General features: G+C 54.3%; 11 protein-coding genes and 1 tRNA gene. 4 read left to right on the top strand and 8 right to left on the bottom strand.

Going from position 1 to position 13502, the window contains the following annotated elements; genetic code table 11:
* Positions 1-73 precede the first annotated feature (73 nt).
* The gene (locus L383_RS19750; protein WP_032628841.1) at positions 74-979 is read right to left on the bottom strand and encodes a LysR family transcriptional regulator; all 906 of its coding nucleotides are present in this window, start codon (positions 977-979) and stop codon (positions 74-76) included.
* A 109-nt stretch (positions 980-1088) separates the two neighbouring features.
* Here L383_RS19750 and L383_RS19755 point away from each other — a divergent pair, with 109 nt between their 5' ends.
* The 3 genes from L383_RS19755 (at position 1089) to L383_RS19765 (ending at position 2871) form a co-directional block, all read left to right on the top strand.
* Positions 1089-1949, top strand: a complete 861-nt coding sequence (locus tag L383_RS19755; protein WP_023332667.1) for a pirin family protein — start codon at positions 1089-1091, stop codon at positions 1947-1949.
* Between the two features lie 19 nt (positions 1950-1968).
* Positions 1969-2646 (top strand): isochorismatase family protein, encoded by a 678-nt coding sequence (locus tag L383_RS19760; RefSeq protein WP_023332666.1) that lies wholly within the window; start codon positions 1969-1971, stop codon positions 2644-2646.
* Between the two features lie 137 nt (positions 2647-2783).
* Positions 2784-2871: transfer RNA gene (locus L383_RS19765), tRNA-Ser, on the top strand.
* Between the two features lie 207 nt (positions 2872-3078).
* On the opposite strand, the gene L383_RS19770 is transcribed toward L383_RS19765, so the two are convergent.
* The 5 genes from L383_RS19770 to efeU form a co-directional block, all read right to left on the bottom strand.
* On the bottom strand, positions 3079-4584 hold the full coding sequence (locus L383_RS19770; protein ID WP_023332665.1) for an alanine/glycine:cation symporter family protein: 1506 nt from the start codon (positions 4582-4584) through the stop codon (positions 3079-3081).
* A gap of 406 nt (positions 4585-4990) precedes the next feature.
* On the bottom strand, positions 4991-5782 hold the full coding sequence (gene phoH / locus L383_RS0123700) for a phosphate starvation-inducible protein PhoH (RefSeq protein ID WP_014883322.1): 792 nt from the start codon (positions 5780-5782) through the stop codon (positions 4991-4993).
* Positions 5783-6281: 499 nt separating this feature from the next.
* A complete protein-coding gene (gene efeB, locus L383_RS19775; protein WP_023332663.1) occupies positions 6282-7565 on the bottom strand; it encodes an iron uptake transporter deferrochelatase/peroxidase subunit in 1284 nt (427 codons plus the stop codon).
* A gap of 5 nt (positions 7566-7570) precedes the next feature.
* Positions 7571-8698: an iron uptake system protein EfeO gene (gene efeO / locus L383_RS19780; RefSeq protein WP_023332662.1), complete on the bottom strand. Its 1128-nt coding sequence runs from the start codon at positions 8696-8698 to the stop codon at positions 7571-7573.
* Between the two features lie 40 nt (positions 8699-8738).
* On the bottom strand, positions 8739-9572 hold the full coding sequence (gene efeU / locus L383_RS19785; protein WP_014883318.1) for an iron uptake transporter permease EfeU: 834 nt from the start codon (positions 9570-9572) through the stop codon (positions 8739-8741).
* Between the two features lie 251 nt (positions 9573-9823).
* Between efeU and L383_RS19790 the strand changes: the two genes are divergently transcribed.
* Positions 9824-11008, top strand: coding sequence for a NupC/NupG family nucleoside CNT transporter (locus L383_RS19790; protein ID WP_014883317.1), 1185 nt, complete (start codon positions 9824-9826; stop codon positions 11006-11008).
* Between the two features lie 69 nt (positions 11009-11077).
* On the opposite strand, the gene L383_RS19795 is transcribed toward L383_RS19790, so the two are convergent.
* The gene (locus tag L383_RS19795; protein ID WP_014883316.1) at positions 11078-11497 is read right to left on the bottom strand and encodes a DUF3574 domain-containing protein; all 420 of its coding nucleotides are present in this window, start codon (positions 11495-11497) and stop codon (positions 11078-11080) included.
* A gap of 117 nt (positions 11498-11614) precedes the next feature.
* Positions 11615-13123: a sodium/proline symporter PutP gene (gene putP, locus L383_RS19800; protein WP_014883315.1), complete on the bottom strand. Its 1509-nt coding sequence runs from the start codon at positions 13121-13123 to the stop codon at positions 11615-11617.
* Between the last annotated feature and the right edge of the window lie 379 nt (positions 13124-13502).

Below are 13502 nucleotides of genomic sequence, written 5' to 3'. Positions count from 1 at the left end.
GGGGGATTCGAACTTTGCTTCCTCTGCGGTGATGGTGTCGGGTGGCGCTTCGCTTACCCGACCTACAAAGAATTTACTCCTCCACCATCCGTGCATACTCTTCGGTTAGAAAATCGACCAGCGCCCTGACCGATGGCAGTAGACCGCGCCGCGAAGGATACACCGCGTGGATCACTTCCCGTCTGGGCTCCCAGGCATCCAGAACCCGCACCAATTCCCCTTTCGCCAACTGATCTTTAACCATTAAAATCGGCAACTGCACCACGCCTACGCCCGCCATCGCCGCTTCCCGCAGCGCCAGCATATCGGTAGTTATAAAGCGCGGCGTGTAGTGGATTTCGGCTTTCGCTCCCTCCGGACCGCTCAGATCCCATTTATGCAGTTGCTTGCCCGCCCCCATACTTAAACCCGGCCAGTCACTGAGTTCAGCAGGCATCACCGGGTTGCCCATCCGCTCAATCAACGCCGGGCTCGCCACCAGGCAGTGTCCTCTGTCAGCCAGCACCCTTAACACCAGATCGCTGTCATCAAAGGGACGCGGACGAACGCGGATCGCCACGTCAATGCCTTCACCTACCAGGTCAACCCGCCGGTTGGTGGCCTCCAGCTGAAGATTGATCCCCGGGTAACGCGACATAAACCGCGCCAGCATGGGCCCCACATGAACGTGCAGCAACGTGACAGGACACGTTATCCTGACAACACCGCGCGGTTCAGCCTGTAAGGCAGCCACCGCCTCCTCCGCCGCTTCAGCCTCGACCAGCATGGCTTTACAGTGCTGATAGAACGTTTGCCCCACCTCCGTCACCGTAAACTGCCGCGTGGTACGCTGTATCAACCGCACACCCAGTCGCTCTTCCAGTTGCGCAATCCGGCGGCTCAGTTTCGATTTAGGCTGATCGAGCGCCCGACCTGCCGCTGCAAACCCACCGTGGTCCACCACTTTCACAAACCACACGAAATCATTGAGATCCTGCATATGCCCCCATTGTTCCATTTTAAGAACAGTGAATGTCATTTTCACTCTCTACCGGGATATTAGCTCTGAATATAAGCTAATTACATCGACAGCACATCAGGAGTTAATCATGAAAAACGTAACAGGCGTCTATACCGCACCTCGTCCCCATTGGGTCGGAGACGGTTTCCCGGTTCGTTCGATGTTTTCCTATCAGACGCATGGTGAATCACTCAGTCCGTTCCTGCTGCTGGACTATGCCGGTCCCTACACCTTCCCGGCGGATGGCGCGAAGCGTGGCGTGGGCGAGCACCCTCACCGTGGCTTTGAAACGGTCACCATCGTCTACTCCGGCGAAGTGGAACATCGTGACTCCAGCGGCAAAGGCGGAGTCATCAGACCGGGCGACGTGCAGTGGATGACGGCGGGCGCAGGCATTTTGCACGAGGAGTTCCACTCCAGCGCGTTCTCGCAGAAAGGCGGCGAACTGAAAATGATGCAGCTGTGGGTCAACCTGCCCGCCAAAGACAAGATGGCAGCGCCCGGTTACCAGAGCATCACGAAGGCGGATATCCCTGTCGTCACGCTGCCGGATAGCAGCGGAACGTTGCGCGTCATCGCCGGCCGCTTTGACGAGGTGACTGGCCCGGCTCATACCTTCTCACCGCTGAATGTGTGGGATCTGACACTACGCCAGGGCAGCCACCTGACGCTCAATCAGCCTGAAGGCTGGAGCACGGCGCTGGTGGTACTTGAGGGCAGCGTAACGGTGAACGGCACCACGCCAGCGGGTGAGGCACAGCTGATCGTATTCAGTCAGCAAGGCGACAAGCTTCATCTGGAAGCAAACGGCGACGCAAAAGTACTGCTGATGGCCGGCGAGCCGCTGAATGAACCGATTGTGGGCTATGGCCCATTTGTGATGAACAGTAAAACCGAAATTGCGGAAGCCATTCGTGATTTCAACTCCGGCCGCTTCGGCCAGATCTAAACGTAATAAGGAGCGCAAAATGTCTACCCCTGCAAACTTCAACGGTACACGTCCCGTCATTGACGTAAACGATGCAGTCATGCTGCTTATCGACCACCAGAGCGGGCTGTTCCAGACCGTCGGCGATATGCCGATGCCAGAACTGCGCGCCCGTGCGGCGGCGCTGGCAAAAATCGCCACCCTGGCGAAGATCCCGGTGATCACCACCGCTTCCGTCCCGCAGGGACCGAACGGCCCGCTTATCCCGGAGATCCACGCCAATGCGCCGCATGCTCAGTACGTGGCCCGCAAAGGTGAGATCAACACCTGGGATAACCCGGAGTTTGTGGCGGCAGTAAAAGCCACCGGGCGCAACACGTTGATCATTGCGGGTACGATCACCAGCGTCTGCATGGCCTTCCCGTCGATCAGCGCGGTTGCGGATGGCTATAAAGTCTTTGCGGTGATTGATGCCTCCGGCACCTACAGCAAAATGGCGCAGGAGATCACCCTCGCGCGTGTGATGCAGGCCGGTGTGGTACCGATGGACACCGCGGCGGTGGCGTCTGAGATCCAGCGAACATGGAACCGCGAAGATGCTGCGGAGTGGGCTGAGGTGTACACCCATATCTTCCCGGCGTACCAGCTGCTGATCGAAAGCTATAGCAAAGCTCAGGAAGTGGTTAAAAACAGCGAAGTGCTCGATTCACAGCGTTAATTCAGCCCTCAGCGGCATGTGCTGATTAAGGCTTAACCGAACAAGCACGAATACAGAAAATCTGCTTGACCGTGTAAGCGCAACTCCCTATAGTAGCGCCCCGTTGCCCCCCACGCGGTCAGGCAGCAAAACAATATGGTGAGGTGTCCGAGTGGCTGAAGGAGCACGCCTGGAAAGTGTGTATACGGCAACGTATCGGGGGTTCGAATCCCCCCCTCACCGCCATATTTAAAGAAGAGCTCGCATGAAAATGCGGGCTTTTTTTTCGCATGTTGCACGCCTGAAGGGGGATGAGCAACGTCGTCACCTTACTGGCCGGGTGGCGCTAACGCTTACCCGGCCTACAAAACCCGTAGGCCCGTGCAAGCGTAGCGCCGCCGGGCGAAACGTTGTCAGCAGTCTGAGCCCGTATTGCAATACGGGCTGTCACGATTAATTGTTCAGTTTCCCTGCGCTTTGCTCTCTCACGACAGAAGTCGTCTGCCCCGGATTCGCAGCCGGTTCATCCTTACGCTCTCCCAGCCAGTAATCGGCATTTTTAATTCCCAGTCGAACCGGATCAAACTGTGGATCCAGCCCCTGTGCATTCTGGGTTTCATAATCCTTAAGGCTGACAAAGGCTTTTTTATGTAAAAGTACAATGGCAATAATGTTAAGCCATGCCATCATCCCAACCCCGATATCCCCCAGTCCCCACGCCAGATCCGCGGTGCGGACGGTCCCGTACACGGTGGAAGCCATCAGACATAATTTGAGCAGGAATGTCAGCCAGGGACGGTGAATTTTACGGTTGATGTATGCGATATTGGTTTCGGCGATATAGTAGTACGCAATAATGGTGGTAAAGGCGAAGAAGAACAGCGCAATGGCAACAAAGTAATTACCAAAGCCCGGCATCATACTTTCCATCGCCGTCTGAACATAGCCAGGACCTGCGGCCACGCCTGCAATCCCCGTATAGAGTGCAGCGCCGTCGACGCCCTGAACATTATACAGCCCGGTGATCAGCAGCATAAACCCGGTCGCGGAGCAGACAAACAGCGTATCGATATAAACTGAGAAGGCCTGCACCAGCCCCTGTTTCACCGGATGGCTCACCGCTGCCGCAGATGAAGCATGCGGTCCGGTCCCCTGTGCCGCTTCGTTGGAATAGACGCCGCGCTTAACGCCCCACATAATCGCCTGACCCAGAATCGCGCCAAAGCCCGCTTCAAAGCCAAAAGCACTTTTCCAGATCAGCAGAATAACACCAGGAAGCTCGGTAATATTAATCGCGATAATAACGCAAGCCACAATAATATAGCCGAGTGCCATAAACGGAACGACCATACTGCTAAAACTGGCGATCCTTTTCACACCACCGAAAATAATAAAGCTTAACAGTACGGCAAGTAATGCCGCCGTGACATTGGGATCAAGCCCAAAAGCTATCTCCAGGCTGGCGCCAATCGAGTTTGCTTGAACCCCTGGCATTAATAAACCGCAGGAGAAAATGGTGACGACTGCAAATAACCATGCATACCATTTGACCCCTAATCCTTTTTCGATATAAAAGGCAGGACCGCCACGATATTCACCGTTGATTTTTTCTTTATAAACCTGGCCCAACGTAGATTCCACAAACGCTGAGCTGGCACCCAAAAATGCCACCATCCACATCCAGAAAAGTGCGCCCGGTCCACCGAAGGTGATTGCGGTGGCGACACCAGCAATGTTTCCGGTCCCTACTCGCCCTGCCAGCGTCATCGTCAGTGCCTGGAAAGACGATACCCCTGCATCGGTAGGACGCCCCTGGAACATCAAGGTAATCATATGTTTTATATGACGTAACTGCAAAAAACGACTACGTAATGAGAAATAGAGACCGACACCCAGACATAAGAATATTAACGCCGGGCTCCAGATAACACCGTTAATTGCACCAACCAGTTCGTTCATGTATGACCCTCAACGTGATGTTCCAGGGAAACGGTTCCCCATGGGATTTTCTTGTTAGAATGTTGTTTGAATCAGTACGAAACATAGATAATTACCCTCAATACACCAACTTAATTTTTACAACTTAGTAACATTATGTGACAACATTCACGTTTAAATTTGAACGAACAATTAGCGCGATCATGATATTCATGGGTATTTTGTGGATATTATAAATACGCATCACATTTCGCCAGGTGTGATAAAAACCCACCGCTGAAATGAATACCGAAATGATGAATTCCGTACGACAGGCGATCTATTAAAAGATAACCAGGCGCGAGTAGAGCACAGGAATAAAAGAAGCTTCCCGGCATGATGCCGGGAAGGGATTACTGAAGAAGGATAAAACGGTAATGTTTTACCTTCAGTCGGAATAGACTTGCAACGTCCGCTGACACAGTGCCGAACGCACGCAATCCTCTTTCGTGAAGCGTACCACCCCAATCATCTCATCTTCCTCAAAACGTGACATCGCGTCGCTCAGCCCGGATTTCACGCCGGATGGCAGGTCACACTGGGTAATGTCGCCGTTAACGATGACCGTCACGTTCTCCCCGAGGCGCGTTAAGAACATCTTCATTTGCGCAGCGGTCACGTTCTGAGCCTCGTCAAGAATGACGACCGCATTTTCAAATGTACGTCCGCGCATATAGGCGAACGGCGCGATTTCCACCTTGCCAATCTCTGGTCGCAGGCAGTACTGCATAAAGGATGCCCCCAAACGCTTCACCAGTACGTCATAGACGGGTCTGAAGTACGGGGCAAACTTCTCCGAAATATCGCCGGGCAGGAAGCCGAGATCTTCATCCGCTTGCAGTACCGGACGGGTAACAATAATACGCTCCACGTCCTTATGGATCAGCGCTTCCGCCGCTTTGGCTGCACTGATCCAGGTTTTCCCGCATCCGGCTTCACCGGTTGCAAAGATGAGCTGTTTACTCTCGATAGCATTCAGGTAGTGCGCCTGAGCCTCATTGCGCGCCACAATTGGAGAATGATCACGGCTGTCTCGGGCCATGCCAATTGCTTCTACGCCACTCATCTGCACAAGCGAGGTGACCGATTCTTCTTCACGCTGTTTATGGCTACGTGAGTCCCGTCTCAGCACACGTTTTGCCTCGCGACGAGCTTTGATCACTGCTTTTTGTCTTCCCATGGATAGCACCTTGAGTTGTTGGTATTCATCACACGTGCCAGCGTCGGCACGATTATGCGCACGAACATCAGAGGGTTGGCTTCCTTGTAAGCCATTGCTTGCTTTATCAGATGACGATACAGAACGGCTACGCGCACCAGTCTGCACGTCGGTCGAATCAGATTCTTGAGGAGAGGGGGAGAATTTAGTGGTGAGGAAATCGCTGCCGGAGTCTGAGCCTCCGCGCCGGGTGCTGCGGTTGTTATGTTTACCTTGTCCAGTACAGGACGCAACCATTCGCGATCTCCATAGTGATTCAGCATCACTGCCGGGAACTACCGCTGTCTTATCTTAAGTACATCAGGAGTTATCATAAATGCAACATTTATTTTACCTGATTGCAACTTTTCAGACTGCTCCTGCAGCGGATTCAGTCTTATATAGAAATATTACAGAAATATAACAATATGTTTGTCATAGGAAAAAATAATGTCCCCGCGAACTCTCGCAGGGACAACTATCAGGCTTCAATCAGATCTTGCGCGAGATACGCGTTCCGGTCGCGCACGCCAGGCAGGGCAAAGAAGTAGCCGCCGCCGATGGGTTTTACATACTCTTCCAGCGCTTCGCCGTTTAAGCGCTTCTGCACGGTTAGAAAGCCCTTTTCAAGGTCATGCTGATAGCAGACGAAAAGCAGGCCCATATCGAGCTGGCCTGCGTTGGTCACGCCGAGCGAGTAGCTGTAGCCACGACGCATCATCAGGCTGGACTGCGTCTCTTTGGTGCGCGGATTGGCGAGGCGAATATGGCTGTCCAGCGCAATCACTTCGCCATTGGGATCGCGGGCATAGTCGGGCACATCATGCTCATGCGTCATACCGAGCGGCGCCCCGCTCTGCTTGTCGCGGCCGAAAATGGTCTGCTGCTCTTTCAGCGGCGTGCGGTCCCAGAACTCCACATGGAACTGGATAATGCGCACCGCCTGGTAGCTGCCGCCGACGGCCCACGCCGGTTCGCCCTGATCCGCCGTCACCCACACCACCTCTTTCATTAGCGCAGCATTGCTGCTGTCCGGGTTGGCCGTGCCGTCCTTAAAGCCCAGCAGGTTAACCGGCGTCTCTTTCCCTTTACTGCGCGCAGCGTGGTCAGAGATAAACCCTTCCCGCTTCCAGCGCACGCTGAGCAGATCCGGGGTGTGCTTGATGATATCGCGCAGGGCGTGGATCACCGTGTCCTGGGTATTGGCGCAAATCTGCAGGAGCAGGTCGCCATGACACAACCCCGCGTCGAGGGAATCGTTTGGAAAACGCGTCATTTTTTGCAGCGCTTTCGGCTTCTGCTTTGTGAGGCCGTAGCGGCCATCAAACAGCGACTCTCCGACCGACACGGTAATGGTCAGGTTATCGGGCGCGATAAACGCCCCGAGAATACCGGAGTCCATTGGCGGCAGGCGCGGATTCGGCGTGTCCGGCGCCGGTCCACCTGCGGTCAGAAACGCAATGCGTGCCGTCAGCAGGCGGAACAGACGTTCCAGATCGGCTTTATCGCTGGCCAGCGAATCAAAGGCTACCAGCATCATGGAGGCCTGCTGCGGCGTCAGAATGCCCGACTGATGATCGCCGTAAAAAGGCTGCGTCTCCATGCGGGCATTGGGGGACAGCGTGCCGGGTGCGCTTTGCGGTTTCGCCGCATGCGCCACCGGGCAGCCGCCTGCAAGGGCAAGCGCGCCGCCCAGCGCCCCTACCCCTTTTAACAACCGACGACGGGAAGGTTCTACCTCGTCGAACTTACCATTCTTGTTCATCGTGCTTAGTCCAGACCCAGTACGCCGCGCAGCAGAGAGAGATCTTCCGCCAGGGCGGTAATCGGGCCTTTCAGCGCATTACGGTCGGCGTCGGTCAGCTTATCGTATGTTTCAAATCCGTCTTTGGTACGGTATTTCGCCAGAATGGTGTCGACTTTTTTGAAGTTGGCATCCACTTTTGCCAGCAGTTCGCTGTTCTCTTTCTGCAGCTGAGGACGCAGCAGATCGACAATTTTCTGCGCACCGTCGACGTTGGCCTGGAAGTCCCAGAGGTCGGTGTGGCTGTAGCGATCTTCTTCACCGCTGATTTTGCTTGCGGCCACTTCTTCAATCAGACCCGCCGCGCCGCCCACCACTTTTGAAGGCGGGAAGGCCAGCTCGCTGATGCGCTTTTGCAGTTCCAGCACGTCACCGTTCAGCTGTGCGGCGTATTTTTCCATCCCTTTGGTGGTGTTATCGCCAAACAGGGCTTTTTCAAGACGGTGGAAACCGGTGAATTTCGGATCGGCGGCCTTTTGCTCGAAATCATCTTCGCGGGCATCAATGCTGCCATCCAGATCTGAGAACAGCTCGGCAATCGGCTCGATGCGCTCGTAGTGCTGACGGGTTGGTGCATAAAGGGATTTGGCTTTTTCGATATCACCGGCTTTCACCGCATCGGTAAAGGCTTTCGTGCCCGCCACCAGATCTGCCGTCTCTTTGGTAACGTATGCTTTATAAGCGGTAATCGCGTCACCCAGGCTCAGCACCGCAGCGCCTTTCGCCGCATCCGCCGTCGCTTCACCTTTAACGATCAGCTTACCCTTAGGATTGGTCAGCAGACCGCAGGTCATTTCATACTCGCCCGGCTGCAGGTTGGCAGTCATCTTCTGGCTGAAGCCAGGGGCGATATTTTCACGCTCTTCGACGACCAGTACCCCTTTCAGGATCTCCCACTCCAGCGCCTTCTGGCTGTGGTTCTGAATAATGAACTGGGTTTTACCGCTGTTCACCGTGAGGGTCATCGGCTCGCACTGCTTGTCATTGACGGTCACTTTGACCTGAGGAACATCGGCCCCCCAGGCGGAAAATGCGGAAGCGAACAGCGCGGCAATGCCTGCGCATAACGCACTACGACGGAACTGAATTGCCATGACTCTTCCCTTTTAAAGTATGTTGTAACTAAATCAATTATTACGGCGCGACGCGCGTCGCCTGTGTGCCGGTACGCGGCGGCATCGCAAACAACACCAGCGCCGGCACCAGATAAATAAAGTACATCGCCACTTCGCTGACGCTCGGTGTCTCCTGGTAACCGAAGATACCTTCGAGCAGAGTGCCGGTCAGAGAGTGTGTGGAGAGGACATTGCTGAGATCAAACGCCACGTCCTGGAAGTGGTTCCACAGGCCCGCTTCATGAAAGGCGCGGATCGCCCCAGCCGCCAGCCCCGCGGCGACCAGCAGAATAAACAGGCTGGTCCATTTGAAGAACGCCCCCAGGTTAAGGCGAATACCGCCCCAGTAGAGCAGGAAACCCAGCACGACGGCCGTTGCCAGCCCCAGCACCGCCCCCAGCGGCGGCCAGATGCCTACATCCTGCTGGAAGGCGGCCAGCAGGAAGAAGACCGACTCCAGCCCTTCACGCGCCACCGCAAAAAAGACCATCATGATCAGCGCCCAGCCGTGATGGTTGCCTTTTTGCAGGGCGTTATCCACCGCCTGCTCCAGCTGGACTTTCACATTGCGGGAGACCTTACGCATCCAGAACACCATCCAGGTCAGGATCACCACCGCAATGACGGCGACGATCCCCTCAAACAGCTCTTGCTCTTTCTGCGGGAACTCGCCGGTGGTTTCGTTGATCAGGATACCCAGGCCCAGGCAGAGCGCCGCGGCGAGGAACACGCCAATCCACATGACGCCAATCCAGCGTCCGCGCTGGGTTCGCTTCAGATAACTGGCGATAAGGCTGACAATCAGAGCCGCTTCGAGCCCTTCACGTAACATAATGAGAAATGGAACAAACATGCCTACACCTTAAATGTTTATCGCGGTCAACTGATGCAAAGAAAGGTAAATTCTTGTGATAGTGATTATCATTACGCCGAGAAGAAAAACAAGCGAAATGTGGGATGTTTTGATGACGAGTTGTAAACGCGAAGCCTGATAATAGTTGTCAACGTAATCATTACGTTTATAAGTTATAACGAAAATGCCCGTTTACGGTTAATCAGCGCTGTGGCTAAATATCTGCCTCGAAAACCAAGTGAAAATAAACCATGTTTAAGATTATCCATTTCCTGCTGGCGCTGGTGATTATTCTTGCGCTCGCCTGGCTGGTGAGTTTCGACCGCCGAAAAATTCGCATTCGTTATGTTTTACAGCTGATTGTTATTGAAATTGCCCTGGCGTTCTTTTTCCTGCACGCCGAAAGCGGGTTATTCCTGATTAAATACGTTTCCGGCTTCTTTGAATCCCTGCTGAAATTTGCTGGCGAAGGTACCAATTTTGTCTTTGGCGGAATGGGTGAAAAAGGGCTGGCGTTCATTTTCCTTGGCGTGCTTTGCCCGATTATTTTTATTTCCGCATTGATTGGTATTCTCCAGCACTGGCGGATCCTGCCGATTTTTATTCGGGTTATCGGGACGCTGCTGTCAAAACTGAACGGTATGGGCAAGCTGGAATCGTTTAACGCGGTGAGCTCGCTGATCCTCGGCCAGTCGGAAAACTTCATTGCCTACAAAGGCGTGCTGGGGGATCTCTCCTCGCGCCGTCTGTTCACCATGGCTGCGACCGCCATGTCGACCGTTTCCCTGTCGATTGTCGGCGCTTATATGACCATGCTCGACGCCAAATTTGTCGTTGCGGCGCTGATCCTGAACATGTTCAGCACCTTCATTATTCTCTCCGTCATCAATCCGGTGCGTCCGGAAGCGGAGCCGGATATCAAGCTGGAAAAACTGCATGAATCCCAGAGCTTCTTCGAAATGCTCGGGGAGTATATTCTGGCCGGTTTTAAGGTAGCGATGATTATTCTGGCGATGCTGATTGGCTTTATCGCGCTTATTAGCGCCGTTAACGCCCTCTTCTCCAGCGTATTCGGCATGAGCTTCCAGCAGATTTTGGGTTATGTGTTTTATCCGCTGGCGTGGCTCATCGGTATTCCGCTCAGTGATGCGCTCAACGCCGGCAGTATTATGGCAACCAAGCTGGTGGCGAATGAATTTGTGGCGATGATTGAGCTGCAAAAAATTGCCCATCAGATGTCACCGCGCGGGCTGGGCATTTTATCCGTCTTCCTGGTGTCGTTCGCTAACTTCGCGTCTATTGGTATCGTCGCAGGCGCCATCAAGGGCCTGAACGAGCGGCAGGGGAACGTGGTTTCGCGGTTTGGTCTGCGCCTGGTGTACGGCGCGACGCTGGTGAGCCTGCTGTCGGCGAGCTTTGCGGGATTAGTGTTGTAAGTTTTGTGCGGTTTGTGCCCGGTGGCGGCTACGCCTTACCGGGCCTACAAAACTATCCCGCCATTTTGCTTAAAACTGCACGCACACCGGCTGATCGACCCGCATCACCGACTCCTGCGCGAAGCGAGATTTATAAATCCCGCGCAACGCTTCGATATTCTTCTCGCTCTGCGCGTCTTTACCGTGGATCAGCATCAACGCTTTGCTCGGCTCGCGCGCCACTTTCCCGTCATTCCCCAGCCACTGGCCACGTGCATCAAACACCGTTAAGCCGTCCCGAAAGCGCGGCGTCACGTCCTGGTCAACAAACTGCTGCCACTCGTTGCCGGTGATCTGCGCTCCGGCCGGACGATTCAGTCCGAAATAAAGCGTGGTTTGCTGCATCTGGTTATCTGCTTTGCAGGTCTCCATTGCCGCGTGTTGCGCGGGTGCGTTGCAGCCTGCGAGCATCAATAATGCCGCCGCCATAAGCCCTGTTTTGATGGTCATTGTTCGCTATCCTCATTGTTATAAGTGCAGCGATATCAACGTAATTTACGCATTTTGGCAAGAAAAAAGCCGGGTCGCGCTAGCGCTTACCCGGCTTACAGGAGGGAATAGGTTTTTTTACTCAGCCTGAAGCTTCGTCGGTGGTGCAGTGTGGTAGTGCGCGTCCGCTTCCGCAAAGCGTTTCTGCATGGAGGCAGACGGTGCTTTACCCAGCAGGCTGAACACCACAATACCGATGCTGCCGAAGATGAAGCCCGGGATGATTTCGTACAGACCCAGCCACGCGAACTGCTTCCAGACGATAACGGTCACCGCTCCGATGATCATCCCCGCCAGCGCGCCGTTGCGGGTCATGCGTGACCACAGAACGGAGAACAGAACCACCGGACCAAACGCCGCACCAAAGCCCGCCCACGCATAGCTCACAAGACCCAGAACGCGGTTATCAGGATTGGCCGCCAGCGCGATGGCAATCAGCGCCACTAACAGCACCATAAAGCGCCCGACCCATACCAGCTCTTTCTGGCTCGCACCTTTACGCAGGAAAGCTTTGTAGAGATCTTCGGTAATCGCACTGGAGCAGACCAGCAGCTGGCAGCTCAGAGTCGACATCACCGCCGCCAGAATTGCGGAGAGCAGAATACCGGCAATCCACGGGTTGAACAGAATGCCCGCCAGTTCGATGAACACACGCTCGGCATTCTGGTTTACTGCACCTGCCTGCGCCGGGTTATTGTTGAAGTAAGCGATGCCGAAGAAGCCAACCGCACAGGCACCCGCCAGACAGAGGATCATCCACGTCATACTGATACGACGGGCATGAACAATCGTGTGGTGAGAGTCAGCGGCCATAAAGCGCGCCAGAATGTGCGGCTGACCAAAGTAGCCCAGACCCCAGCCCATCAGAGAGACGATGGCCACGAAGTTCAGCCCTTTCAGCATGTCGACGTTTTCAATGCTCTTCTGCTTGATCACTTCCAGCGATTCACCGAAGCCGCCAACGGTGAAAATCACAATCACCGGGGTCAGGATCAGGGCGAAGATCATCAGGCTCGCCTGCACGGTGTCGGTCCAGCTTACCGCCAGGAATCCGCCCACGAAGGTATAGAGAATGGTCGCCGCGGCACCTGCCCACAGCGCGGTTTCATAGCTCATGCCGAAGGTGCTCTCAAACAGACGCGCGCCCGCCACGATGCCGGAAGCACAGTAGATGGTGAAGAACAGCAGAATCACCACCGCGGAGATAATGCGCAGAATGCGGCTGTTATCTTCAAAACGTCCGGTGAAGTAATCCGGCAGCGTCAGGGCATTGTTGTTCGCTTCGGTATGCACGCGCAGACGGCCTGCTACCAGCTTCCAGTTGATCCACGCCCCAAGGGTCAGGCCGATGGCAATCCAGCTTTCAGAGATACCGGAGATGAAAATCGCGCCCGGTAACCCCATCAGCAGCCAGCCGCTCATATCGGATGCGCCCGCAGACAGCGCGGTCACCATCGGGCCTAAACTGCGGCCGCCGAGAATGTAGTCGTCAAAGTTCTTTGTTGAACGCCATGCCAAAAACCCTATCAGGATCATGCCAAAAATATAAACGAGAAATGTCACCAGCATCGGTGTGCTAATAGCCATTCAAATTCTCCAAAATGTCGAGCGACAACCGTCCGGGTTGCCTTGTTATGTCATCACCGGAACGTAGTGATGTGTGTATGTGTTTCCATTGGGCGCGCTATCCTGCCGTATGCGCATCCCGCTGACAAACGATTTAACACTGCATTTACATCAAATTCATCCCCGGTTTGATACGAGTTTCCTATAGGTTGCACTCGCTCACACTTATACGGGTTGCACCTTTTAAAAGTGTTAAGTACCGCATAAAAACAGGCTTCTCATGCAGAAGCCAGCGCTTTTTTCCAGCTAACCAATCATTAACAATCCATTCATTTTCTGGGTTGCAAACCAGGTCACATTTAACACGGTTGCACAAAGTTGCAACATGGTGGATATTTCA

Source organism: Enterobacter sp. MGH 37, from assembly GCF_000534515.1.
Classification (GTDB): domain Bacteria; phylum Pseudomonadota; class Gammaproteobacteria; order Enterobacterales; family Enterobacteriaceae; genus Enterobacter; species Enterobacter kobei.
This window is presented reverse-complemented; position numbering and strand designations above follow the sequence as displayed.